The organism is Curtobacterium sp. MCBD17_034 (assembly GCF_003234515.1).
Classification (GTDB): Bacteria; Actinomycetota; Actinomycetes; order Actinomycetales; family Microbacteriaceae; genus Curtobacterium.
Window position 1 is genome coordinate 166,649 of sequence record NZ_QKTN01000005.1, and the last position, 25,201, is coordinate 191,849.

At 71.9% G+C, this 25,201-nt stretch carries 22 protein-coding genes and 2 tRNA genes; 4 read left to right on the forward strand and 20 right to left on the reverse strand.

Features of this window, described 5'->3' with window-relative positions; all coding sequences use genetic code 11:
- Nucleotides 1-11 precede the first annotated feature (11 nt).
- From DEI92_RS10880 to DEI92_RS10930, 11 genes are all read right to left on the reverse strand, one after another.
- Nucleotides 12-1,031 carry a Gfo/Idh/MocA family protein gene (locus DEI92_RS10880; protein WP_111013498.1) on the reverse strand — a complete coding sequence of 340 codons (1,020 nt, stop codon included), beginning with the start codon at nt 1,029-1,031 and terminating at the stop codon, nt 12-14.
- Nucleotides 1,032-1,137: 106 nt separating this feature from the next.
- Nucleotides 1,138-1,210: transfer RNA gene (locus tag DEI92_RS10885), tRNA-Thr, on the reverse strand.
- Between the two features lie 44 nt (nt 1,211-1,254).
- The gene (locus DEI92_RS10890) at nt 1,255-1,881 is read right to left on the reverse strand and encodes a TetR family transcriptional regulator (RefSeq protein ID WP_111013499.1); all 627 of its coding nucleotides are present in this window, start codon (nt 1,879-1,881) and stop codon (nt 1,255-1,257) included.
- A 61-nt stretch (nt 1,882-1,942) separates the two neighbouring features.
- On the reverse strand, nt 1,943-3,085 hold the full coding sequence (locus DEI92_RS10895; RefSeq protein ID WP_111013500.1) for a DNA polymerase III subunit delta': 1,143 nt from the start codon (nt 3,083-3,085) through the stop codon (nt 1,943-1,945).
- A 49-nt stretch (nt 3,086-3,134) separates the two neighbouring features.
- Nucleotides 3,135-3,785, reverse strand: coding sequence for a dTMP kinase (gene tmk / locus DEI92_RS10900; RefSeq protein WP_111013501.1), 651 nt, complete (start codon nt 3,783-3,785; stop codon nt 3,135-3,137).
- Entirely contained in the window at nt 3,782-6,535 is a 2,754-nt protein-coding gene (topA, locus tag DEI92_RS10905; RefSeq protein WP_111013502.1) for a type I DNA topoisomerase, read from the reverse strand. Before topA ends, tmk begins: the two co-directional genes overlap by 4 nt.
- Nucleotides 6,511-7,026, reverse strand: a complete 516-nt coding sequence (locus DEI92_RS10910; RefSeq protein ID WP_146249145.1) for a hypothetical protein — start codon at nt 7,024-7,026, stop codon at nt 6,511-6,513. The genes topA and DEI92_RS10910 overlap by 25 nt, the downstream gene beginning before the upstream one ends.
- A gap of 56 nt (nt 7,027-7,082) precedes the next feature.
- Nucleotides 7,083-7,424, reverse strand: coding sequence for a TadE family type IV pilus minor pilin (locus tag DEI92_RS10915; RefSeq protein ID WP_111013504.1), 342 nt, complete (start codon nt 7,422-7,424; stop codon nt 7,083-7,085).
- Nucleotides 7,421-7,657: a DUF4244 domain-containing protein gene (locus tag DEI92_RS10920; protein WP_111013505.1), complete on the reverse strand. Its 237-nt coding sequence runs from the start codon at nt 7,655-7,657 to the stop codon at nt 7,421-7,423. Before DEI92_RS10920 ends, DEI92_RS10915 begins: the two co-directional genes overlap by 4 nt.
- A gap of 156 nt (nt 7,658-7,813) precedes the next feature.
- Entirely contained in the window at nt 7,814-8,773 is a 960-nt protein-coding gene (locus tag DEI92_RS10925; protein ID WP_111013506.1) for a type II secretion system F family protein, read from the reverse strand.
- Nucleotides 8,770-9,831 (reverse strand): CpaF family protein, encoded by a 1,062-nt coding sequence (locus DEI92_RS10930; protein WP_111013507.1) that lies wholly within the window; start codon nt 9,829-9,831, stop codon nt 8,770-8,772. The genes DEI92_RS10925 and DEI92_RS10930 overlap by 4 nt, the downstream gene beginning before the upstream one ends.
- Before the next feature lie 629 nt (nt 9,832-10,460).
- Here DEI92_RS10930 and acs point away from each other — a divergent pair.
- Complete coding sequence (acs, locus tag DEI92_RS10935) at nt 10,461-12,407, forward strand: acetate--CoA ligase (RefSeq protein ID WP_111013508.1); 1,947 nt, start codon at nt 10,461-10,463, stop codon at nt 12,405-12,407.
- Nucleotides 12,408-12,643: 236 nt separating this feature from the next.
- Here acs and DEI92_RS16875 read toward each other — a convergent pair whose 3' ends face one another.
- Together DEI92_RS16875 and DEI92_RS16880 are read right to left on the reverse strand one after the other, a co-directional pair.
- Entirely contained in the window at nt 12,644-13,105 is a 462-nt protein-coding gene (locus DEI92_RS16875) for a RidA family protein (RefSeq protein ID WP_258370169.1), read from the reverse strand.
- A complete protein-coding gene (locus DEI92_RS16880; protein WP_258370170.1) occupies nt 13,102-13,260 on the reverse strand; it encodes a DUF4177 domain-containing protein in 159 nt (52 codons plus the stop codon). The genes DEI92_RS16875 and DEI92_RS16880 overlap by 4 nt, the downstream gene beginning before the upstream one ends.
- Before the next feature lie 50 nt (nt 13,261-13,310).
- On the opposite strand from DEI92_RS16880, the gene DEI92_RS10945 reads away from it, so the two are divergent.
- The 3 genes from DEI92_RS10945 (at nt 13,311) to DEI92_RS10955 (ending at nt 16,974) form a co-directional block, all read left to right on the forward strand.
- Nucleotides 13,311-15,860 (forward strand): transglycosylase domain-containing protein, encoded by a 2,550-nt coding sequence (locus tag DEI92_RS10945; protein WP_111013509.1) that lies wholly within the window; start codon nt 13,311-13,313, stop codon nt 15,858-15,860.
- Complete coding sequence (locus DEI92_RS10950; RefSeq protein WP_111013510.1) at nt 15,857-16,819, forward strand: metallophosphoesterase; 963 nt, start codon at nt 15,857-15,859, stop codon at nt 16,817-16,819. Before DEI92_RS10945 ends, DEI92_RS10950 begins: the two co-directional genes overlap by 4 nt.
- A gap of 78 nt (nt 16,820-16,897) precedes the next feature.
- Nucleotides 16,898-16,974, forward strand: a tRNA-Pro gene (locus DEI92_RS10955).
- 123 nt (nt 16,975-17,097) lie between these two features.
- Here DEI92_RS10955 and DEI92_RS10960 read toward each other — a convergent pair.
- The 7 genes from DEI92_RS10960 to DEI92_RS10990 all read right to left on the reverse strand — a co-directional run bounded on the left by DEI92_RS10960 (nt 17,098) and on the right by DEI92_RS10990 (nt 25,152).
- A complete protein-coding gene (locus tag DEI92_RS10960) occupies nt 17,098-18,147 on the reverse strand; it encodes an LLM class flavin-dependent oxidoreductase (RefSeq protein WP_111013511.1) in 1,050 nt (349 codons plus the stop codon).
- A gap of 189 nt (nt 18,148-18,336) precedes the next feature.
- Nucleotides 18,337-18,963, reverse strand: a complete 627-nt coding sequence (locus DEI92_RS10965) for a thymidine kinase (RefSeq protein WP_111009475.1) — start codon at nt 18,961-18,963, stop codon at nt 18,337-18,339.
- Complete coding sequence (locus tag DEI92_RS10970) at nt 18,963-19,757, reverse strand: response regulator (RefSeq protein ID WP_258370171.1); 795 nt, start codon at nt 19,755-19,757, stop codon at nt 18,963-18,965. The genes DEI92_RS10965 and DEI92_RS10970 overlap by 1 nt, the downstream gene beginning before the upstream one ends.
- Nucleotides 19,744-20,889, reverse strand: a complete 1,146-nt coding sequence (locus DEI92_RS10975; RefSeq protein ID WP_111013512.1) for a hypothetical protein — start codon at nt 20,887-20,889, stop codon at nt 19,744-19,746. Before DEI92_RS10975 ends, DEI92_RS10970 begins: the two co-directional genes overlap by 14 nt.
- Nucleotides 20,886-22,175: a sensor histidine kinase gene (locus DEI92_RS10980; RefSeq protein WP_111013513.1), complete on the reverse strand. Its 1,290-nt coding sequence runs from the start codon at nt 22,173-22,175 to the stop codon at nt 20,886-20,888. Before DEI92_RS10980 ends, DEI92_RS10975 begins: the two co-directional genes overlap by 4 nt.
- A 226-nt stretch (nt 22,176-22,401) precedes the next feature.
- On the reverse strand, nt 22,402-23,622 hold the full coding sequence (locus DEI92_RS10985) for an Rv2578c family radical SAM protein (RefSeq protein ID WP_111013514.1): 1,221 nt from the start codon (nt 23,620-23,622) through the stop codon (nt 22,402-22,404).
- A gap of 45 nt (nt 23,623-23,667) precedes the next feature.
- Complete coding sequence (locus DEI92_RS10990) at nt 23,668-25,152, reverse strand: malate:quinone oxidoreductase (protein WP_111013515.1); 1,485 nt, start codon at nt 25,150-25,152, stop codon at nt 23,668-23,670.
- Between the last annotated feature and the right edge of the window lie 49 nt (nt 25,153-25,201).

The window sequence follows — 25,201 nt, forward strand, 5'->3', positions numbered from 1 at the left end:
CGCCGACGATTCTACGGGTGGGTCGGCTCCGCGCCAGTGTCGGTGGTGTCGTCCGTCTCGCCCGGGTAGCGCACGCCGACCTGCCGACGCGCCTCGTCCATGACCTCCATGATCGCGACGGTCTGCTCGATCGGCATCGGTCCGCCCTCGTGGTCACCCGACGCGATCATCTCCTCGAACGCCCGCGCCTCGTGGTGGTAGCCGACGCGGTCCTCACGCCCGTCGAACTCCTCGAGCACGTGGCCGTCCCGATCGCGCAGCCGGTAGGTCGTCGGGCCGATCCACGACGGGTCGAGGTCGATCCGCCCTTCGTCCCCGATGATCGACGCCGCGTTCGGGCTGCGCAGGTCGAGCGCGAAGTGCAGCACCGACTGCGCGCCGTCCGGGTGCCCGAGCACGAGCCCCATCTGCGTGTCCACGCCCTGATCGCTCAAGGACCCCACCGCCGCGACCGTCTCCGGCACGCCGAGCGCGTCGACCGCGAACGCCAGCGGGTAGACGCCGAGATCCAGCAGCGCACCGCCGGCCAGCGCCGGGTCGTTCAGCCGGTGCCGCGGGTCCGTCGGCAGGGCCTGGTGGTGCGTCGCCTCGACGAGACGAGGCCGTCCGATGCGACCCTCGTGCACGAGCTGGCGGATCCGGCTCGCCTGCGGCAGGAACCGCGTCCACATCGCCTCGACGACGAGGACCCCGGCGGCTCGTGCCGCGTCCACGACCCGTCGCGCCTCCGCCGCGTTCACCGTGAACGCCTTCTCCACCAGCACGTGCTTGCCCGCCTCGATCGCCCGCAGGGCGTCCTCGGCGTGTGCCGAGTGCGGGGTCGCGACGTACACCGCGTCGACGGTGTCGTCGGCGACCAGGGCGTCGTAGTCGCCGTGGGCGTGCTCGATGCCGTACTCGTCCGCGAACGCCTCCGCTCGGTCCCGCGTCCGCGACCCCACCGCGGTGAAGCGCACCCCGAGCGCGGCGCTGTCCTCCACGAAGGAGCGAGCGATGCCGCCCGTCCCGATCACGCCCCAGCGAACCGTCATGGTCCCTGTCTACCGGGACCGCGACGGACGTGTGCGAAGCGCGCCGCGGACCACCGCTCACGACGAAGAGGCCCACACCCCGACGTGGGGATGTGGGCCTCGATCGAGCCGCCTGTCGGAATCGAACCGACGACCTATTCATTACGAGTGAATCGCTCTGCCGACTGAGCTAAGGCGGCGGACGCTCCGGATCCGGAGCGGCACGGGTGTCAACTGTAGCGGATCAGGCGGGTGTGCGCGAAACGAGCACGGCGAGGTCCGCGAACGCGGTCTCGATGCTGTCCACCAGGGTCGCGTCCTCGTCCGCCGACCACTGCGACCACGCCTGCCGCACCGCCGCGAGTGCGACCAACGCCACGAGCGTCGAGCGCCGAGCGAGCACGACCGGGTCGCCATCGGGGTGGTCACGCAGGAGCCGTCGTTCCACGACCGCCGAGAGCTGCGCCTGGAACTCCTTCATCGACGCCATGCGCTGACTGAAGAGCTGGGGGTGCTCCCTGAACAGGCGCTGCCGCTCCGGGAGCAGCTCGCGGTCGGCGATGAGTTCCTGCGTCGAGTGGACCAGGAGCGAACCGACGTCCGACAGCAACGAGCCTGTCGGTCCGCCAGCCGCGAACTCAACCAGGATCGCGTCGTCGGGGAACGAGGGATCGTCACCCGAGAGCGCTTGCTCCTTGTTCGGGAAGTAGTTGAAGAACGTGCGTGGCGAGACGTCCGCGCGCCGCGAGATCTCGTCGACGGTCACTGCGGCGAGGCCCTGTTCGAGCGCGATCCGGATCGCCGCCTGCTGGATCGCCAGACGGGTCGCCCGACGCTTGCGTTCGCGCAGGCCCGGCTCGGTGTCGCTCATCGTCTGATCATCCCAGAGGCGGTGCGGTCGGCGACGGTCGTCCGCCGAGGGCGTCCGTGCATCAGCGGACGGCCCGCGCGATCGTCACCATGAGCGCCTCCAGCGCCAGGAGCGCCGCCACGTTCGCGGCGATGCGGTCTCGGGCGAGGGCGACCGCGTCGAGCACCTCGAGCGCGGACGCGGGAGGCACCGATGCGAGCGCACGATCGAGTTCCGCCTGCATCGACGCGTTCACGGGCTCGACGGGCGCGCCGAGACCGAGCAACAACAGGTCGCGGTACAGGGACATGACGTCGACGAGGATGCGGTCGAGGCCGTCGCGGAGGCTCCGGGTGGCGCGCCGCTTCTGGTCCTCCTCGAGCCCACGCAGCTGCCCGCGGAGCGCCGGCGGCACCGTCCCGCCCGGCTCCACGCCGAGCGACCGGAGCGCCGCGTCACGCTCCTCGGCGTCCTTCTCCTGCGTGATGGCCTTGGCGTCCTCGTCCGCCACGGCGAGCAGGTCGGCCGCGGCGACCACCGCGTCCCCGACACTCCGGACGGCGAGCACGGTCTCGAGGGTGCGGCGACGGCGGTCCCGCGCCTCGGCGCTCGTGGCCAGACGCTGCGCCATCCCGATGTGGCTCTGGGCCTGCCGGGCCGCGTCGACCGCGAGGGTGCGGTCGACGCCGGTGCGGGCGACGATGAGGTCGGCCACCGACGCGACGTCCGGGACCCGGAGGCGCACGGACCGCACCCGCGAGCGGATGGTCGGGATGAGGTCGGCCTCACTCGGGGCGCAGAGGATCCAGACCGTCCGCTCCGGGGGCTCCTCGAGCGCCTTGAGTAGGAGGTTCGAGGTGCGCTCGGTCATCCGGTCGGCGTCCTCGACGATCACGACGCGGTGCCGACCCACCGACGGCGCGTAGTGCGACCCCGTCACGAGCGAGCGGATCTCGTCGATGGTGATGATCACCCGTTGCGTCGACAGGACCGCGACGTCCGGGTGCGTCCGGGCGGTGACCTGCGTCAGGGCGCGGTCGTCGTCGGGGCCGTCACCCACGAGCGCCGCGGCGAACGCGAGCGCCACGTTCGACCGCCCGGAGCCGGGAGGCCCGGTGATGAGCCACGAGTGCGTCATGCTCCCGCTGCCTTCGGGGGCCTCGGCCGCCGCTCGGAGCGCGGCGACCGCGTCCGCCTGGCCGGTCAGCCCGTCCCACACGCTCACCGGGACACACTCTCATCGGCCACCGACAGCGCGGAGCGATCGCGGGAGGTCACGCCGCCGCTCCGAGCACCTGCGCGACCCGAGCGCGCACCGCCCCCGCCAGTTCCTCCAGGGGGCGTGTGGCGTCGAGCACGAGGAACCGGTCCGGCTCGGCTCGGGCCATGGCGAGGAAGGCGTCGCGCACCGCGGTGTGGAACGCGGTCGCCTCCGACTCGAGTCGGTCCAGGGTCCCCCGTGCGGCGGCCACCCGACGGCGGCCGACGACGGGGTCGAGGTCGAGCAGCACCGTCAGGTCCGGGGTCAGGCCGTCCGCGGCCCAGTCCGAGACCGCTCGGACCCGGTCGGCGCCGAGCGATCGCGCGACGCCCTGGTAGGCCACCGACGAGTCGATGTAGCGGTCCTGCACCACGACGTCGCCCCGGGCGAGCGCCGGCCGGACGACGGTCTCGACATGGTGTGCCCGGTCGGCGGCGTAGAGCAGCGCCTCGGCCCGCGGGGCGACGTGCCCACGCTCGTGCAGGACCATCTCGCGGATGCGCTCGCCCAGCGCGGTGCCGCCCGGCTCGCGGGTGCGCACGACCGTCCGGCCACCCTCGGTCAGCCAGTCCTCGAGGAGGGCCGCCTGCGTGCTCTTGCCCGCGCCGTCGCCGCCCTCGAGGGTGATGAACCGTCCGCGGCCGGTCCGGCCCGACGCGCTCACTTCTTCTTGGTGGCGGGCTTCCGGGTGGCCTTGGCGCGGGGCTTCGCCGGGCCCTTCGCACGCTTGTCCGCGAGCAGCTGGACGGCCCGGTCGAAGTCGACCGCCTCGACGTCCTCGCCGCGGGGGATGGTCGCGTTCGTCTCGCCGTCGGTGACGTACGGCCCGAAGCGTCCGTCCTTGACCTTGATCGGCTTGCCGCTCACCGGGTCCGCCTCGAACTCCTTGAGCGCGCTCGACGCTCGACGCGCGCCGTACTTCGGCTGTGCGAAGAGCTCGAGGGCCCCGGGCAGGTCGATGTCGAAGATGGCGTCCTCGCTCGGGAGCGTCCGCGTGTCGGCGGCCTTCTTGAGGTACGGGCCGTAGCGGCCGTTCTGCGCCGTGATCTCCTCGCCCGACTCCGGATCCGTCCCGACCACGCGCGGGAGGTCGAGCAGCTTGAGGGCGGTCTCGAGGTCGATGGTCTGCGGGTCCATCGACTTGAACAGCGAGGCCGTGCGCTCCTTCGGGGGCGCTGCCTTCTTCGTGGTGCGCTTCGGCGCCGTCGCGGTCGTCGTCGTGCCCTCGGCAGCGTCTGCCGCCGTGGACGCCCGGACCTCGCCGGTGGCCTGGTCGACCTCGGCCTCGGGTTCCGGCGTCCGCTCGGTCACGTAGGGCCCGAACCGGCCGTCCTTCGCCAGGACCTCCTTGCCGGTCGCGGGGTTGATGCCGACCACGCGGTCCCCCACGACGGGCGCCTCGATCAGCTCGCGCGCCTTCTCGGCCGTCAGCTCGTCGGGCGCGAGCTCCTCGGGCACGTTCACACGACGGGGCTGCTCGGGGTCGTCGCTCGGTGCCTCGATGTAGGGGCCGTACTTGCCGATGCGCAGCGTCAGGTCGGGCGCGAGCTGGACGGAGTTGATCTCGCGCGCGTCGATCTCGCCCAGGTTGTCGATGACCCCGCGGAGGCCCCGTTGGGCGTCGGTGCCGAAGTAGAAGCCGTTGAGCCAATCGACCCGGTCGGCCTCACCATCCGCGATCCGGTCGAGATCGCCCTCCATCTCGGCGGTGAAGTCGTACTCGACGAGGTCGTGGAAGTACTCCTCGAGCAGCCGGACGACGCTGAAGGCGATCCAGCTGGGAACGAGCGCACTGCCGCGCGGCGTGACGTACCCGCGGTCGACGATCGTCGACAGGATCGCGGCGTACGTGGACGGACGGCCGATGCCGAGCTCCTCGAGCGCCTTGACGAGGCTCGCCTCGGTGTACCGCGGCGGCGCCGACGTGTCGTGGCCCTTGGCCTCGATGCCCTCGACGCCGAGGTGGTCGCGCTCCGCCACCTGCGGGAGCGACGTGTCGGCCGCGTCGCTCGCGTCGTGCCGGTCCTCGTCACGACCCTCCTCGTAGGCGTTGAGGAACCCGCGGAAGGTGATGACCGTGCCCGACGCGGTGAACTCGGCGTCCGTCCCGCCCTGCGTGACCGCCAGCCCCTCGACGGCCTCGGGTGCGGCGATCCCGATCACCACGGAGGCCGTGGAGCCCTTGGCGTCGGCCATCTGCGATGCGACCGTCCGCTTCCAGATGAGGTCGTAGAGCTTCCAGTCGTTGCCGCGGAGCACGCCCTCCATCTGGCTGGGCGTCCGGAACGTGTCGCCCGCCGGCCGGATGGCCTCGTGGGCCTCTTGGGCGTTCTTGCTCTTGCCCGCGTACGTGCGTGGCTTGTCCGGGACGGTGTCCGAACCGTAGAGCTCGGCCGCCTGCTTGCGCGCGGCGGTGACGGCCTGCTGCGAGAGCGACGCGGAGTCGGTCCGCATGTAGGTGATGTGCCCGTTCTCGTACAGCGACTGCGCGACGCTCATGGTCTGCCGCGCGCTGAACCGCAGCTTGCGGGCTGCCTCTTGCTGCAGGGTCGACGTCGTGAAGGGCGCCGCGGGACGACGTGTGTACGGCTTGGACTCGACGCTGCGGACGACCGCATCGCCGGCCTGCTGGAGCACCGACGCGAGGCCGTTCGCCGATGCCTCGTCGAGCCGGACGGCGTCCGAGGTGGCGTTGCCGCGGTCGTCGAAGTCACGGCCAGCGGCGACGCGGGTGCCGTTGAGCCGCGCGAGGCGGGCCGGGAAGACCGACGCGTCCTTCGCGAACCGCGCGGTGAGATCCCAGTAGTTCACCGACACGAAGGCGAGCCGTTCGCGCTCGCGATCGACCACGAGTCGGGTGGCCGCCGACTGCACGCGGCCGGCGGACAGGCCCGGGCCGACCTTGCGCCACAGGACCGGGGAGACCTCGTACCCGTACAGGCGGTCCAGGATCCGGCGGGTCTCCTGCGCGTCGACGAGCGCGGTGTCGAGGTCTCGGGTGGCCTCCTTCGCGCGCTGGATGGCCTCCTTCGTGATCTCGTGGAACACCATGCGCTTGACGGGGACCTTCGGCTTGAGGACCTCGAGCAGGTGCCAGGCGATCGCTTCACCCTCGCGGTCCTCATCAGTGGCGAGGTAGAGCTCGTCGGCGTCCTTCAACGCGCGCTTGAGCTCGGTGACCGTCTTCTTCTTCGCGTCGGAGACGACGTAGTAGGGCTCGAACCCGTTCTCGACGTCGACGGAGAACTTGCCGAGCGAGCCCTTCTTCTTGTCGGCCGGGAGGTTCTTGGGCTCCACGAGGTCACGGATGTGACCGACGGATGCCTGGACCTCGTACCCGTCGCCGAGGTACTGGGCGATCGTCTTCGCCTTCGCGGGGCTCTCGACGATCACGAGCTTCTTCGTGCCTGGCACGTGACTCCTTGATCGAATGCTGCGGGCGGTCGTCGCGCGACGAGCGGCGCTCGAAGGACCGTGGGTGTCGGTGGGTGGCGGACCGACAGGCACACCATACACACACGACCGGCGGCTTCCGCCGCTCGCGTGCGCCGCTGTGTGGTGAGGCCGGGGTGCTGCCCGGGCATCGTCCGGGCGACGGCGGCGGGACCCGCACGCGCCGTCGCCGCCGTCGGGACGAGCGGTCCGACGGCCCGGAGGCGGACCGTCACCGTCGAGCCGTCGACGTCGCACCGTTCGACGTCCGTGCCCTCGGCGCGGGCGACGTGCGACACCGCGTCGCAGGGCGGTCCCGGGACGAGTCCGACGGCGGCGGCCGCGCCGGCGACCGCCGCCGAGTCCGCCGCGGTCGCGACGTGGAGGGCGTCCACGCCGCGCCGGATCCCGGCGAGCACCGCGGTCGACAGGAGGACCGTGGCGAGCACCGTGGCGACCAGCACGATCGTCACCGCGCCGCGGTCGTCCCGGGCGTCGGGATGCGCCGCTCGCGCCCGGGGTGGCCCGGTCATCGCCCGCCCGCCGCGGCACACCCGCGCGCCGACACCGACACCGCGGGCATCGGTCCCATCCGACGATCCGCTCGGAGCACCGCGCACACGAGTCCGGACGGGAACTCGAACCGGACCGCGGCGCCTGGAGCGAGGGCACCGGCCGCGCCTGCAGCCGCCGCACCGTCCCCACGAGCCGCGGCGCGCGCCGCCACGGCCGCGGCGACCTGCATCCGGGCCTGCTCGCCGGCCAGCACCACGCCGCCGAGCACGAGCCCCAGCACGACCGTGACGACGGGGAGCGCGACGGCGAACTCGACCGTCACCGATCCGCGCTCCCCACCGGGCGGGGACGTCACAGCGAGAGCGCGTCGCTGATGATGCCACTGAGGAGGGACTGGACGGCCCCCGACCGCACCACTGCCACGAGCACCCCTGCGAACGCCACCGCCGCCAGCACCACCACCGCGTACTCCGCCGTGGCAGAGCCTCGCTCCCCGGCCGCCCGAGACCACCACCGCCCCCACCGCGTCGTCCGCCGGGCCCGAACCCGCCGTGCGTCCCGCCGTGTCCGTCCCCCGTCGACCACCATCGTCGTTCCTCTCTGTCATGCACACATCGGTCATCCGGCACCCGGGCGGCCGTGTCGTCCGCCCGGGTCGACCGCGGGCCCCCGCCCGCGGTGTCGGCTCTGATCATCGCGGCCCAGCGTCGTCGCCCACGTCGCCGTCGCCCGGCTTGTGGACGATCACGCGACGGCGGCGATGGTGGACGACGCGATGCCGACGACGACCGGGACGACGCCGACGAGGACGAACGCCGGCAGGACACACAGCCCCAGCGGCACGACGAGCTGGGCGTTCAACCGCTCCGCCGCAGCCAGACGGTCGGCGACCACGCGACGTCGGACATCCAGTGCGCTCGTGCGGAGCAGTGCCGCCGCGGGCACGCCCGCCTCCGCAGCGACGGCCAGGGTCTCGGCGGCCGCGCGGGCCTCGGCGTCCGGAGGCGGCACGACCGACTCGGCGACCACCCGTTCGGCGGTCGACCACGCCGCACCGCCCGAGACCGCGATCGCCCAGGTCTCGAGGACGAGCCCCGGCACGGGCCCGTCCGGCCGGGCCCGACGGACGAGGGCGGCAGTCCAGGCCCTCGCGAGCGCCACCAGCCCGACGGCGACGACGATCGACGCCCAACCGAGCGGTGTCAGGAGGAGGAAGCGCAACGCATCCGCACCCGAGAGGAGCCCGAAGAGCACGCCCACCAGCGGCAGCGCGAGGACGACACGAGCACTCGCGCGTGGACCCGCGAGCGCCACCTCCACGGCACGTTCGCCCTCGGCGACGTCGCGGAACGCCGCGGCGGCCGCGGCGAGCGCCGGACCGGCGGGCGCGCCGATGCGCTCGGCGACCCGCCACATCGCGGCCACCTGCGCCCAGGCAGGACCGGGCAGCCTGGCGATCGCCGCGACGAGGTCCTCGCCGGCGTCGCACGCGACGACGAGCGGTGCGATCGCGGGTTCCCGCGCCGCCACGATGCGCCAGGCACGGCGCGGTGCGAGCCCGCCGCCCACCAACGCCGCGACCCGTTCGAGCACGCGCGCCGTGGCGGTGGCGACCTCCGCGGGACGGTCGGGCGGACGGGCCTCCCGGGCCAGACGCGAGGCGGCGACACCGGAGGTCGTCGTCGCGTCGTGCGGGCCGGTCACGGCGCCGCCGCCGTCGGTGCCGTCTGACGGACGACCAGTCGGCCGCTTCCGTCGAGCGCCAGGGACGCGACCGCCTGGAGCCGCCGGGTCCCGGCGGTCCGTCCGACGTGGAACACACGCTCGAACGCGCTGACGGCCTGCCGCGCGAGCGCGTCCGATCCGAGCCCGGCGAGCGCGCCGAGGGCCTCGAGCCGCGCGGGGACGTCCGCCACACCGTTCGCGTGCAGCGTGCCCGCGCCGCCGTCGTGTCCGGTGTTGAGGGCGCTCATGAGTTCCCGGACCTCGGCTCCGCGACACTCGCCGACGACGATCCGGTCCGGCCGCATCCGCAGGGCCTCGCGGATCAACCGGTCGAGCCCGATCGCGCCCGCACCCTCCGCGTTCGCCTGCCGGGCCTGCAGCGCGACGACGTGTGGGTGAGCGACGCGGAGTTCGGCGACGTCCTCGACCGTGAGGATGCGTTCGTGGTGCGGGACGAGTGCGAGCATCGCGCCGAGCAGGGTGGTCTTGCCGCTGCCGGTCGCTCCGCTGACGAGCACGTTCCGGCGCGCGCGCACGGCGTCCTCGACCTCGGTCCGGGCGACGCTGGCGAAGAACCCGGCCGCTTCGAGGTCCGACAGCCCGAGCTGCTCGGTGCTCGGCAGCCGGATGCTGATCGCGGTCCCGTGGTGGGCGACCGGACGGAGCACGACGTGCACGCGGATGCCGCCGACGTGGTGGACGTCCGCGCAGGGCGTGGACTCGTCGACGTGGCGACCGCCCAGCGCCACCAAGCGGACGGCGAGTTCCCGCGTGCGGGCCTCCGGGAGCACCATCCCCACCACGGATCGGAGCCGGATCCCGTCGTCGACCCAGACTCCGCGGCCACCGATCACCAGCACGTCGGTGATGTGCGGATCGGCGACGAGCGGGTAGAGCTCGTCGAAGTCGACGAGCCGGTCCGGACGGGGCCGGGAGTCGAGCAGCGGCGGTCCGTCGCTCGTCGTGGACGGAACGAACGGTGTCACGTCCTGCGTCCAGGCCACCCCGGGCGGACGCGGCGTCTCGGTGTCGTGCATGCCGCGGAACGGTACGCAGGCGCCGAGGGCGCCGATCGCTCGACAGCACCCGCGGTGGATGACTTCGAGGCGGCGCGACCTGTGGAGGAGGTATGTGACGAGCGCACCGACGGGACGCGATCTGTACCCCGTTGTGCGGGTGCGGTCCGCGCCCGCGGTCGTCGCGGCCCGGGTCGGGCGTACGGTGCCGCGAGGCACGACGAGCAGCGTCGACGACCGCTGTCGGTGCGAGGGTCAGCCGCTCGGCTCGGACGGGGATGGACCGCTGCGGCGACGTCCGCCGAGCCCCCAGACCGACCGTTCTGTGTACAGCGCGGCGATCGGGAGGCGTCCCGAGGGCCCACGGTCGCCCTCGACCGCGTCGACCCTCACCAGGAAGAGAAAGGGGCGGCACCAGTTGGGGGGAACGGGTGCCGCCAGACAACGGAGGATTGGGGGGAATCCCGACCGCTGCCCCCGGAAACGAGTCCGGTACCACCAGTGTACCCCACGACAACACCGTCGTGGGCGCACCGCGACCGTTCCGAGGGCAGTCTGTCCGCACCGACAGGATCGGACGCGTGACGGTCGTCGTCCGCGGTAGTGTCCCGAACAGCCACAACCCGTCGCGACGATGCGAAAGGACGCCGATGCCCACTCCCGCCGAGTCCCCGGTCACGCCCCACGACGGGTTCCCCCCGTCACCGGAGTTCTCCTCGACCGCGATCGCGCAGCCCGACGTGTACGACGCAGCACGAGAGGACCCGGCGGCGTTCTGGGCCCGACAGGCACACGAGCTCCTCACCTGGCGGACTCCGTTCGCGCGGACCGTCGACACCTCGGACGCACCGTTCGTCCGCTGGTTCGAGGACGGCACGCTCAACGTCGCCGAGAACTGCCTCGACCGGCACGTACGGGACGGGCACGGCGAGCGGGTCGCGATCCACTTCGAGGGCGAGCCGGGCGACCGACGGGACATCACCTACGCGGAACTGACCGACGAGGTCCGCCGCGCCGCGAACGCCCTCGAGTCCCTCGGCGTCGGGGTCGGCGACCGGGTCGTCGTGTACATGCCGCTCGTCCCCGAGGCCGTGGTGACGATGCTCGCGGTCGCCAGGATCGGCGCCATGCACTCGGTGGTGTTCGGCGGCTTCAGCGCCGAGAGCCTCCGCGCCCGGATCGAGGACGCCGGCGCGAAGGTCGTCGTGACGGCCGACGGCGGCTGGCGGAAGGGCGCGGTCGCCCCGCTCAAGCCCGCGGTCGACGAAGCCCTCGCCGGGGCGGGGACCGGATCGGTCGAGCACGTCGTCGTGGTCCGCCGCGGCGGGAACGCGGTCGGGTGGCAGGACGATCGCGACGTGTGGTGGCACGACCTCGTACCGGGCGCCTCCCTGGAGCACGAGGCCCGGGCGTTCCCGGCGGAGCAGCCGCTGTTCATCCTGTACACGTCGGGCACCACGGGGCGCCCGAAGGGGATCGTCCACACGTCGGGGGGCTACCTGACCCAGGCGGCCTGGACGCACCGGAACGTGTTCGACATCCACGCTGACCGCGACGTCTACTGGTGCACGGCGGACATCGGCTGGATCACCGGCCACAGCTACGTCGTGTACGGCCCCCTGGCGAACGGCGTCACCCAGGTGCTGTACGAAGGCACCCCGGACGAACCGCGTCCGGGGCGCTGGTGGGACGTCGTCGACCGGTACGGGGTCACCGTCCTCTACACGGCACCGACCGCCGTCCGCGCGGCGATGAAGGCCGGGCGTGCGATCCCCGACGAGCGCGATCTCGGCTCGTTGCGGCTCCTCGGCTCGGTCGGCGAACCCATCAACCCGGAGGCCTGGCACTGGTTCCGGCAGGTCATCGGGCACGACCGCACGCCGGTCGTCGACACCTGGTGGCAGACGGAGACGGGCGCGATCATGGTGTCCGCCCTCCCCGGCGTGACGCGGTTGAAGCCCGGAGCCGCGCAGACGCCGATCCCCGGGATCAGCGCCGAGGTCGTCGACGAGGACGGAGCGGTCGTGCCGCGAGGCGGGAGCGGCTACCTCACGATCACGGAGCCCTGGCCGTCGATGGCGCGGGGCATCTGGAACGACCCGGAGCGGTTCGTCGAGACCTACTGGTCGCGGTTCCCCGGCCGCTACTTCGCCGGTGACGGCGCACGGCTCGACGGCGAGGGCGACCTCTGGCTGCTGGGCCGGGTGGACGACGTCATGAACGTGTCGGGGCATCGCCTCTCCACCGCCGAGATCGAGTCGGCGCTCGTCGAGCACCAGGCGGTCGCCGAGGCGGCCGTGGTCGGCGCCGCCGACCCGACAACCGGACAGGCGATCGTCGCCTTCGTCATCCTGCGGGCGTCCGCCGACGATGTCGACCGGGAGGCCGTGGCCGCGGAACTCCGCACCTTCGTCGCCACGCGGATCGGTGCGATCGCCCGCCCGCGTCAGGTCGTCGTCGTGCCGGAACTGCCGAAGACCCGGTCGGGCAAGATCATGCGGCGGCTGCTCCGCGACCTCGCGGAAGGACGGGGCGTCGGGGACACGACGACGCTGGCGGACGCCGACGTGATGCGACGGATCACGGAGTTGCTCTGACGGACCGGTCGAGCCGGCCCGCGGAACGGGCACGGGCCTCCCTGCTGCGGCGGGACCGCGAAGCGCACGCGTTGTCCGATCAACGACCGGATGGTGACGGCGCGGCGCCCGCGCGGACGACGCTCTGACGGGCGGTCACCGCACCTGCGGCGATGCGCGGCGCCGTGGCCGGTCTCCCCCAACACACCGACCGGTCACGGCGTACCCGGCGTCGGTTCGCGGCGTCCCGGGCGGTGTCAGGCCGTGAGCTCGAGGACGAGCTCGATCTCGACGGGCGCGTCGAGCGGCAGCACCGCCACCCCGACGGCGCTGCGCGCGTGCACGCCGACGTCGCCGAACACCGCGCCGAGGAGGTCCGACGCGCCGTTGACGACGCCGGGCTGCCCGGTGAAGGACGGGTCGGAGGCGACGAACCCCGTCACCTTGAGCACGCGAGCCACGCGGTCGAGCGACCCGATCGCGGCACGCGCCGCGGCGAGGGCGTTGAGGGCGCACTGGCGTGCCTGGTCCCGGGCGACGTCCGCGGTGACCTGCGCGCCGACCTTGCCGCTGACCGGGAGCGCTCCGTCGACGAACGGCAGCTGCCCGGAGGTGTACACGAAGCCCTGGGCCACGACGGCGGGGACGTAGGACGCGACCGGGGCGGCGACCTCCGGCAGGGTGATGCCGAGTTCGGCCAGTCGCGCGTCGACGTTCACGCCGACGCCAGCGGACGCTTGAGGTACGCCACGAGCCCGCCCTCGGGACCCTGCACCACCTGCACCAGCTCCCAGCCGTCCTGGCCGAAGTTGTTCAGGATCGCCGTCGTGTTGTGGATGATCAACGGGGTGGTGAGGTACTCCCAGCGGGGCATGCGGCTCCTTGTCAGCTGGACGGTCGGGGGCATCATCTAGGCTGCATCCTATGTCTGCCCAGAGGACGAAGCCCGTCTCCGCCGTCGGCGCCCTGGTCGGTTTCGTCGGCTTCAGCGTGCTCGCCGGACTGCTCGTGACGATCGGGGTGACCCCCGCCATCGCCGTCGCGGGCGTCACGACGACGTCCACGATCGGCGTCTTCGAGTCGCTGCCGGAGTACATCGAGATCGGTGCGCTGCCTCAGCGGAATGAACTCTACGCGTACCAGGGCGGCAAGTCCGTGCAGTTCGCGACCGTGTACGACCAGAACCGCGAGGAACTGACGTACGACCAGATCTCCCCGATGCTCAAGGACGCCGCGGTCGACGGCGAGGACCGCCGCTTCTGGAGCCACGGCGGCGTCGACGTCGCGTCGTTGGTCCGCGCGGGTGTGGGCAGCATCGCCGGTGGCAGCCTCGGTGACTCCGGTGGGGCGTCGACGCTGACGATGCAGCTCGTCCGGAACATCAAGATGCAGCAGGCGCTCGAGAAGCCGACCAAGGCCGAGCAGCTGAAGGCCTACAACCAGGCCGTCGAACAGACGATCCCGCGCAAGCTCGAGGAGATGAAACTCGCCATCGGTCTGGCGAAGAAGTACACGAAGAAGCAGATCCTCACCGCGTACCTCAACATCGCGTACTTCGGCGACAACACGTACGGGGTGCAGGCGGCAGCGCAGCACTACTTCAACAAGAGCGCCACGAACCTCTCGCCGGTCGAGGCCGCGTCGATCCTGGCGATCGTGCAGTCGCCGAACACGCGGAACCTCTCGGACCCGAAGTACTACGACGCCAACCAGGCCCGCCGCGACGTCATCCTCAAGGCGATGTTCGCCGAGCACGACATCTCGAAGGCGGACCTCGACAGCGCCCTCGCGACGAAGCCCGCGGACTACGTCCACCTGACCCCGGCCACGCAGGGGTGCCAGGCGGCCGGTGGAACCGGCGCCCAGTTCTTCTGCGACTACGCCGTCAAGGTCGTCAAGGAGATGGACCAGCTCGGCGGGACCCAGGAGGAACGCGACGCCGCGTGGCGGACCGGCGGGTACAAGATCCAGACCACGCTCGACCTCGACCTCAACGGGCAGCAGAAGACCTTGCTCGACACGTACGACGACAAGGGCTCGACAGCGCTCTCGCTCGGGTCGACCTTCGACTCCGTCGAGACGTCCACGGGGCGGATCCTGACGATGGCGCAGAACAAGGACTACGACCAGTCCCCGACCTCGCCCCCGTCGTCCACGAGCATCAACTACAGCGTCGACCACAAGTACGGCAACTCGATCGGGTTCCAGACCGGGTCGACGTACAAGCTGTTCACGCTCCTCGACTGGCTCGAGAACGGGCACGGCTTGTACGAGAGCGTCAACGGGACGCCCCACACGGTGAGCGCATGGCAGCACTGCGGGAGCACGCTGTACACCCCCTGGAACCCGAAGAACGACTCGCTCGGCGAACGCGGGTACTACTCGGTCGTCAACGCCACCGCCGAGTCGGTCAACGCGGCCTTCGAGTCCATGGCGGCCAAGCTCGACCTCTGCGACATCCGTGACGTGGCGCAGAAGCTCGGCGTGCACGACGCCGACGGCAAGGCGCTGAAGACCGTGCCCTCGTCCGTGCTCGGTGTGAACAACATCGCGCCCCTCACGATGGCGTCGGCGTACGCCACCGTCGCGAACAACGGCGTGTACTGCGCTCCGATCGCGATCGACGGCATCACGGACGCGAACGGCACGTCGCTCGGCGGCCAGACGAAGCAGTGCAAGCAGGTCATCGACCCGAGCGTGGCGCAGGCCGCGGTCTACGCGATGAAGCGCACGATCTCGAGCGGCACCGCGGTGGGCGCGCAGACGTACGACGGAGCCCAGCTCTTCGGCAAGACGGGGACCACCGACAACGCCGACCAGATCTGGCTCGTCGGCGGGAGCACCAAGGTCGTCACGGCCTACTGGCAGGGCAACACGGACGGCAAGCGGATCAGCCTCCGGCACGTGTACTCGCCCGCGAGCGGGACCACCCTCGCGTCGCAGCGCGCGTCCGTCTGGCGACAGGCGCAGACGCCGGTCAACCAGCAGTACGCACCGGGCGTGTTCACGGACCCCACGTCGTCCGCGATCAACGGGTCGTCCGTGAGCGTGCCGGACCTCAGCGGGAAGACGACGGCCGACGCCCAGACGACGCTCGCCGCGGACGGCTTCACGTTCGTCGACGGTGGCACACAGGCGGGGTCCGCCGCCGCGGGCACGGTGTCCTCGACCTCGCCCACCGCGGGCACGATGCTCTCGAAGGGATCGAGCGTCACGGTGTTCACCAGCGACGGGTCCCAGGCGAAGGTCCCCGACGTCAAGGGCAGGACGTCGTCGGACGCCAAGGCGACCCTCGGCGATCAGGGCTTCACGTCCGTGACCGTGAGCGGCACCTTCCAGAAGGGCACGAACGGCCAGGCCTGCAAGGTCGCGTCGACGGACCCGGCCGCCGGGACCGCCGCGACGAAGTCGGCCCAGGTGACGCTCACGCTGTACGGGACGCCGGACGGCAAGGACCCGGGGAACTGCAAGTGACGCGCGGTCGCGGCGGCTCGGCCGCGCTCGGCGTCCTCGCGGTCGCCGCGGCCGTCGGCGTCGGGAGTGCCGCGTGGGGCACGCTCGTGGAGCGTCGGCGGTTCTCGATCCGGTGGGAGACCGTCCCGGTCCTGCCGCCGGGATCACGGGACCTGACCGTGCTGCACCTGTCCGACATCCACATGGCGCCGTGGCAGTCCGACAAGCAGCAGTGGCTCCGTGACCTGAGCCTCGTCGAGCCGGACTTCATCGTGAACACGGGCGACAACGTGAGCCACCCGATGGCGAACGCCGCGGTGGAGTACGCACTCGAACCGTTCCGCGGCGTGCCCGGCGCCTTCGTCGACGGCTCGAACGACCACTTCGGGCCGAGCCCGCGCAACCCGCTCAAGTACTTCGGCGGCCCCAGCCAGCTCCGCAAGGACGTCGAACCGGTGCGCCTCGACGTCACGCGCCAGCACGCGTTCTTCGAGTCCCTGGGCTGGCTCGACCTGAACAACCGGGCACATGCCGTCGAACTCCGCGGCTCACGCCTCGAACTGTTCGGGACCGGCGACGCGCACCGCGGTTGGGACCGCCTCGATCTCCTGCCGAACACCGTCGACGAGCTCCGCGAGAACGTCCCGTGGACGGACGAGCCGGGACCGGAGCCCGTGTCGATCGGCGTGACGCACGCGCCCTACCGCCGCGTGCTCGACGCGTTCGTCGCCCAGGGCGCGGACATCGTGTTCGCGGGACACACGCACGGCGGCCAGGTCGCGGTCCCCGGGTACGGCGCGCTCGTCACGAACTCGGACCTCCCCCGGCGCTACGCGAGCGGTCTGCACCGGTGGGAGAACCGGACGCACTGGTCCTGGCTCGAGGTCTCGGCGGGGATCGGGACGTCGATCTACGCGCCCGTGCGGTTCGCAGTCCGACCCGAGGCGGTCGTCGTCACGCTCACGGCGCGCACGGTCTGACCATCCGACGCGTGGTCTCGAACACCCCCGATCATCCGGTAGACTTCTGGGGTTGCTCCGATTCGGACAACCGCACCGCGGGGTGTGGCGCAGCTTGGTAGCGCGCCTCGTTCGGGACGAGGAGGTCGCAGGTTCAAATCCTGTCACCCCGACCACCACGAAGGGCCCGGCTCATGTGAGCCGGGCCCTTCGTCCTTCCGCAGGCAGGACCGCCGCTCGCGAGCGGCCAGCCCCAGTCCGTCGGCCGCTCGCGGATGCGCGTCCGCGTGGCGGACGCGTCAGAGGGCGGGAGCAGCAGCCGAGGCGGTCCGGGTGATCCGGCCCTCCCGGTGCAGCCGCATGACGGTCTCGAGCGCCTGGTGCCGGTACGGGGCCTGCGCGGCACCCGGCGCGATGATCAGGCCGTCGGCACCCGTCGAGTCGAGCAGGGACGACAGCTTGTCGGCGACCTCGTCGGCCGAGCCGTACGCCTGGCGGGCGATCCGCGCGGCGATGAACCGGCGCTCGAGCTCGTCGAACTGATGGGCCCGGGCCTCGTCCATGCTCACGGGCTGCGGCTTCGCACCCTGACGCATGCGGATGAACGAGATCATGCCCGGCGCGGACTGCTCGTCGACAACTCGGGGGTCCTCGTCGGTGACGACCTGGACGCCGATCATCGACCGCGGTTCGGACAGGAACCGCGACGGACGGAACGAGGACCGGTAGAGCTCCAGCGCCGCTTCGGTGTTGTCCGCGGCGAAGTGGTGCGCGAACGCGAACGAGACGCCGAGCACGCCGGCGACCTGAGCGCTGTAGCCGGACGACCCGAGCAGCCAGAACTCCGGCACGTCGCCGTATCCCGGGACCGCCTGGATGCGCGCGAGGGGGTTCGTGGGCTCCATGCCCGTGAAGAACCCGATGAGGTCGGCGAGGCGGTCGGGGAAGTCGTCGACGTCGAGCCGGTCGGTCCGACGGAGGGCCATCGCCGTCGCCCCGTCGGTACCCGGAGCGCGTCCGAGCCCGAGGTCGACGCGGTCGCCGTAGAGGGCACGGAGCGTACCGAACTGCTCGGCGACGACGAGTGGGGCGTGGTTCGGCAGCATGACACCGCCGCTGCCGATACGGATCGTGGACGTGGCCGCGCCCACGGCGGAGAGCAGCACCGCCGGTGCGGACGAGGTGATGCCGGGCATGCCGTGGTGCTCCGCGACCCAGAACCGCTCGTACCCGAGCCGCTCCGCGACGGTCGCGGTCTCCACGCTCCCCCGGAGCGCGTCACCGTTCGACTGCCCGTACTCCCGCGTCGCCAGGTCGAGGACGGACAGGTGCACGCTGGTGTCGGTCATGCCCACTGCAACGCCTCGTGGCGCCGCCGGATTCCCGGGAGGCACGGCCCAGGCCCACCCGCAGCGGGCCGGCACCACGGCTGGATCCCGGGAGGCACGGCTCGGGCCGGACCCGCGGCGGGCCGCCACCGCGGCTGGATCCCGGGCGGCACGGTGCGGTCGGACCGGCACCGCGCCTCCCGACCGACGTCAGTCGCCGTCGAGGACGCCGCCGGACTCGGTGAGGTAGCAGGTGGCGCAGAGCGACTCGTACGTCACGTCGGCGCCGTCGATCGCCACCTGCGACCCGGCGAAGACGAACACGCCGTCGACCTTGCGCGCGTTGAACACGGCCTTCCGGCCGCATCGGCAGATGGTCTTCAGCTCCTCGAGGGAGTGGGCGACCTCGAGGAGACGGCGGCTGCCCGGGAACGCCTCGGTCCGGAAGTCGGTGCGGATGCCGTAGGCGAGCACCGGGACCTCGTCGAGGACGGCGATGCGGAGCAGGTCGTCGACCTGCCGGGGCGTGAGGAACTGGGCCTCGTCGACGAGGACGCAGCTCACCGGCCGCACCATGCCGTCGAGGGACGACGACATCGGGTCGGTCCCGCTCGCCGTGGCCACCGCGGCGCGCACGTCGTCCGACCCACCGACGACGAGGTCGACGGGACGGGTCACGCCGAGGCGCGAGACGATGTGCCGGTCGCCCTTCGTGTCCACCGAGGGCTTCGCGAGGAGCACCCGCTGGCCCCGCTCCTCGTAGTTGAACGCCGCCTGGAGCAGCGCGGTGCTCTTGCCGCTGTTCATGGCGCCGTAGCGGAAGTACAGCTTCGCCACTACTGGAGGAACCCGTCCTCCGCCGCGCGCCGGATGAGATCGGACTTCTTCGATGCCGGCCGACCGACCTTGCCGTACTTCTCCCGCACGCGACGCAGGTACGTCTTGGCGGTCTCGTACTGCACGTTCATCTGCGCGGCGACCTCGTTCGTCGAGAACCCCGACACGTACAACCGGAGCGCTTCTTCCTCACCGTGGCTCAGCTTCGGCCGCTGGTGCGCGTTCGCACCGGTCGGCAGGGGACGCCAGTCGCGCTGCGGAGCGGCCTCACGAGCGACGCCCATGATGTCGCGGGCGATGTCCATGACCTCGCGCATCGGCAGCGACTTCGACAGGAACGCCGCGGCTCCGGCCTGCAGTGCACGGTCGCGGGACTCCCGCGTGTCGACGCTCGACAACACCACGACCTTCGCGCCGGCAGCACGGCAGGTCCGGACCCGGGCCTCGATCGAGACGGGTTCCTTGAGCTGGAAGTCGAGGAACACGAGGTCGGTCGGGAAGCTGTCGCTGTGCACCATCTCGAGCCAGCTGTGCGCGGTGAGCGCGAGATCGAAGTCGTAGGCGTTCACCGAGATCCAGCTCGACAGGCTGTCGAGGAGGACCTCGTGGTCGTCGAGGATCGCGAGCCGGACGCGCCGTGCGCTCTGCCCTGCTCCTTGACCCGGTGCCCCCTGAGCGGCGCGGGCGTCGCGCGCGGTGGCCGGCACGGACGTCGCTCCGGCGGGCCGGGCGTCGGCGGCAGGGAACCGCGCCGACTGCCCGTTGGTCAGCCTGTTCGGGTCAGTGCTGGTCATAAGAGAACCTTAGTGCGAGGGCGGAAGGACGGACCTCGACGTCGAGGTCCGGGAACGTCACGCGGAGGACGGCGAGGTACGGATCGAAGGCGCGGTGGATGGCGAGGTCCGTGGCTGCGACCGCGGCCTCGAGCGTGAAGCGGACGCGGCCGTCGTGGTGCGGGTCCGGCTCGATCCGGATCCGGACGCCCGCCGGGTCGACGGTGGACGCCCGGAGCACCGCGCGGACCGCCGTGCGGACGACCGTCCGCTGGTCGACGTCCATGCTGCGGATGAGGGCACCCGAATCATCGACGTGCGCGGCCTCGGCGCCGTCCGCCATGAGCGCCTGCTCGAGCCACGTGCGATCGGCCTCGGCGACCATGACGCGGCGGATGCCGTCGGCGATGGAGCGCGCGCGGGCACGGTCGGCGTCGGTGATCGCCTCGCGCCTCCGGAGCTGTTCGAAGAACGGGATGACGTCGCGGGCGAGGATGGTCACCCGGTCCTGCTGGACGCTGCGGGCGATGCCGTCCCGCTCCGCACGCTCGACCGAGTACGAGGCCGCGCGGATCTGCACCCGTTCGGCGAGACCGACGAACGTCCACGCGAACGCCACGGCCGCGGTCGTGAGCACGACGGTGGGGACGGCGGCGAGCACGGCCGACACCGCGACCGGCACGCTGGACGGGAACGCGCCGGCCACGGCCCCGAACGCCACGGCGTCGACGACCGCCAGGACCACCCCGCCGACGAGGACGTCGCGCCAGGGCCGGTAGGGCGCCATCACGAGGATGCCGACGCCCGTGACGAGCGGCATGAAGTCGTTCGCGGCGTCCCGGTCCGGGCCCCACTGCGCCGCGACGCTCGCGATCGACGCCGCCGCGAGGAGCGCGGTGTAGGCGACGAACGCCCCGCGCGCGAACGGCGCACGGAACGGACTCGTCGCGAACGCCGAGACACCGGCGGCCGCCGCGACGAGCAGCACGGTGAGCGCGGAGAGCGTGGGACTCCCCGGTACGTCCCGGGCGACGATGGAGGCCACGAGCGCCCAGACGACCGAGGCGGCCCCGGTCACGAGGGCGAGCGGGCGGGACCCGAGTGCGCCGAGCGGGTCGTACTGCTGCGGGGTCCGAGCGGGCTCGCGGCTCACGAGGCCGACCTGAGCCGGCCGTCGTCTCCGGCGGGGAACGAGGGTGCCGAGACCGCGCCGGCGCGCCGCGCGTCACCCTCGGCGGCACCGCGTCGGCCCGGACGGAAGGGCACGGACATCATGACGCTGGTCCCGCTGCCGGGCGAGGACCACACCTGCACCTCACCACCGACGCGATCGATCCGCTGCCGCACGGAGTTGCGGAGACCGAGGCGGTCGGCGCCGGTCGTCCGCTCGTCGAAGCCCCGGCCGTCGTCGACGACCATCACGGTGCACATGAGGCCGTCGTCGAACACGCTGACTTCGGCGCGATCGGTACCGGCGTGTTTCTGGACGTTCGTCAGGCACTGCGCGAGCGCACGCGCGAGCGCGGCCGCGACCGGCTGGTCCAGCCGGGCGGTGACGCCCGGGTCGCCGGTCAGGTCGACCTGGAGGCCCGCGGACCGGCACTCCTCCACCGTCCGGTGGACCACGTCGTCGTCCGTCACGGCTCGTCCCTGCGCATCGGCGTCCCGGCCCGCGTCCGGCGCCGCCAACCACTCGTGTCCGGTGAGCATCGCGAAGTCCTCGTCGACGGTCCGGGCGAGGGTGGCGTCCATGGGGCCCGCGGGGGCGAGGGCGATCGCGTTGAGGTGGTTGAGGACCGTGTCGTGGAGGATCGCCGCGGCCTCGAGCTCGATGCCCTGCCGGTACGTCGACACGTGCTCCTCGCGCGCCGACCGCAGCAGCTCGGGTTGGACGCGCTGCAACCGCGCGGTCAGCCCCGTGGCGACGCCCACGATCCCGACGACGAGCCCCATGGTCACCCATGCGAGCAGGGTCGCCACCACCTGGCCGATCACCTGGGCCGTACCGATCAACGTCGCGAGGTGACCGACCGAGAACCCGAGGATCGACCACGCGATCACCCGTCCCGTCGACGTGCTCGCCCCACCCACGAGCACGAGCGGGATGACGGCGAGCGACAAGAGGTAGGACTCGATCCAGGTGGGCGCGCCGAGGCCGCTCGCCACGACGATCGTGAACCAGTACGAGCACGCGCCCCCCACGAACAGGAACGCCGCCGCAGAGCGCCACGTACCGATGCGTGCGTGGACGGCGATCATCACGGTCGTCGGGACGAGCGCGAGCACCGCGAGTCCGACGCGCGGTGACCCCGTGACCGCGCCGTACAGCCCGAGGACCGCGACGAGTGCGACCAGTGCTGCGAGGGCGGCAGCGTGGAACGCCCGCACCAGCGACCATGCGTTCACGCGCGGCGCGAGGTGCGTTGGGATCCCGAGCATCGGTGCCGTCCCTTCCGCCGCCCTGGTGCGCCGCGGCCGATTCAACCACCACAGCGCGCGTCGTGTACCCCGAACAGTGGAGTTGGCTCGGGTTGACCCGATTGTAGCGGGCCGTCGCGACCATGGTGTGTCCCCCGAATGCCCGGACCCAACCCCGAGAGCCGGCCCCCGACGTCGGCGGAGGCAGCGCCCGCGCGACCATGCTCGCCGGGCGTGGAGGACGACGTCAGAACAGGGTGACGGCCGACCCTGCGGCGACGTCGAGGCCCCCTCGTACGCGGCCTGCCGTGGTCGGGGACACGGCGTTCGGCACCGCCGGGGCTCCAGCTGCCGGGAGGATCCGGGCCGCTGCTGCCGGGGCCACCAGGGCCACCGGGGTCGCCGCATCAGCCGCAGCGCCCTGTGCCTCGCCGACCTCGTCACCGAAGGACGCCGCGGCCCGTTTGAGTGGCGAACCGTCGTGGAATCCCATGGAGCCCGTCGCCGGGTCCACTCGCCCCATGGGCAGGCCGTGGTCGGCGAGGATCGGCCGCATCCGCTCCGAGAGCCACCGTCGGTAGTCCCGCGGTGCGTACGCGGCATCGAGGTACATCCGCCGGTAGCGCTCGACGAGGTCCGGGTGGCGTCGTCCGAGCCAGTCCATGAACCACGGCTTGACGCCCGGCTTGAGGTGCAGGGCGGAGAACACCACGCTCGTCGCCCCGGCTGCCGCCGCACGGCCCACCGCATCCGTCAGGTGTGCCTTGGTGTCCGTGACGTACGGGAGGATCGGCATGAGGAACACGGAACAGTCGAGTCCGGCGTCGCGCACCGCGCGCACGGTCGCCAAGCGCGCGGCCGTCGAGGGCGTCCCTGGTTCCACCGACTGCTGGAGGTCGTCGTCGTACACGGCGATGGACATGGCGAGGTCCACCGGGACGCGCTCCGCGGCCTCGACGAGGATCGGGATGTCGCGACGCAGCAAGGTGCCCTTCGTCAAGATGCTGAACGGCGTGCCCGAGTCGGCGAGCGCGCGGATGATCCCGGGCATGAGCCGGTACCGCCCCTCGGCACGCTGGTACGGGTCCGTGTTCGTGCCCAGCGCGACGGGATGACGATCCCACGAGGGTCGCGCCAGCTCACGCGTGAGGACCTCGGACACGTTCGTCTTGACCACGATCTGCCGGTCGAAGTCCGCTCCGGCGTCGAACTCGAGGTAGGCGTGGGTGGGGCGGGCGAAGCAGTACACGCAGGCATGACTGCAGCCCCGATAGGGGTTGATCGTCCACCCCCACACGCCGCCGTCGTGGCCGCCGACCCGGTTGAGCGCCGACTTGGCCAGGACCTCGTGGAACGTGACCCCGGCGAACTCCGGCGTCGTCACGCTCCGGACGAACCCGCGGTTCGACGCGAGCCCGGGGAGCATCGCGTCGTCCGAGGCACCGATCGTCTGGCCGTCCCACCGCATGTCCCCATTCGAACACGTGTTCGAACGGAGGTCAAGCGGCAGCGGTCAGCGGTGGAGGTGCAACGTCGCCGCGGTCCGGGTGAGCGTCTCGTCAGCGAGCGCCGGGTCGTCCGACAACCGCTTGCCGTACGTCGGCACCATCCCCCGGATGGCATCCGCCCAGCGGTCCCGGCGGTCGGGGAAGCAGCGCTCGAGCAGCCCGAGCATGATCGGCACCGCGGTCGACGCCCCGGGCGAGGCGCCGAGCAGCCCGGCGATGCTGCCGTCCGCCGAGGTGATGACCTCGGTGCCGAACTGCAGGACACCGCCTCGCTCGCGGTCGGGCTTGATGACCTGGACGCGCTGTCCCGCCGTGATCCGGTGCCAGTCCCCCGGCTGTGCGGACGGCATGAAGTCCCGGAGCGCGGCGAACTTGCGGGACCGGCTCGCGAGCAGCTGCCCGACCAGGTAGCGGACCAGGTCCATGTTCGAGAACGCGACCGACAGCATCGGCCGCAGGTTGTGGAGCCGGATCGACCGGAAGAGATCCGACCAGGAGCCCTGCTTGAGGAACTTCGGGCTGAACCCGGCGTACGGCCCGAACATCAGACTCGCCTGACCGTCGACGATCCGGGTGTCCAGGTGCGGCACCGACATGGGCGGCGCACCGACCGACGCCTTGCCGTAGACCTTGGCGGCGTGCTTGACCACGACCGCCGGGTCGTCGGAGCGGAGGAACTCACCGCTCACGGGGAACCCGCCGTAACCGCGGATCTCCGGGATGCCGGAGCGCTGGAGGAGCTGGAGCGCGCCACCGCCGGCACCCACGAAGACGAACTTCGCCGCGATGCGGGACCTCGTCTGCCCCACCTCGTTCTTGACGAGGAGTTCCCAGGTGCCGTCCTTCCGGCGCGACACGTTCTTCACGACGTGGTTCGACTCGAACTGGACGCCGTCCCGGCGCAGTCCGTCGACGAGCTGACGGGTCAAGGAACCGAAGTCGACGTCGGACCCGGCGGGCGAGTACGTCGCCGCGATGGGCTGCGACCGCTTCCGGCCGGGGATGAGCGCGGGCGCCCACCGGCGAATCTGGCGTGCGTCGTCGCTGTACTCGAGGCCGGCGAAGAGCGGGTGGTCCTTCATCGCCTCGTACCGTGTGCGCATGTAGGACACGTTGTCCTCGCCCCAGACGAAGCTGATGTGCGGAGTCGGGTTGATGAAGGTCTCGGGAGCGGCGAGCGCGCCGGTCTCGACGAGGTGCGCCCAGAACTGCCGCGAGACCTGGAACTGCTCGTTGACGCCGATGGCCTTGCTGATGTCCACGGAACCGTCGGGCAGCTCCGGCGTGTAGTTCAGCTCACAGAGTGCCGAGTGCCCGGTTCCCGCGTTGTTCCAGGGGTTGGAGGACTCCTCGGCGACGTCGGCGAGGCGCTCGTAGATCCGGATGGACCAGTCCGGCTCGAGACGGTGGATGAGCGCGCCCAGCGTCGCGCTCATGATGCCACCGCCGATCAGGACGACGTCCAACGGCTGCACTGGCTTCTCTGGCACCCGATGATCCTACCGGCGGCGGTCCGACACCGGCTGCGCCGGGGCCGGG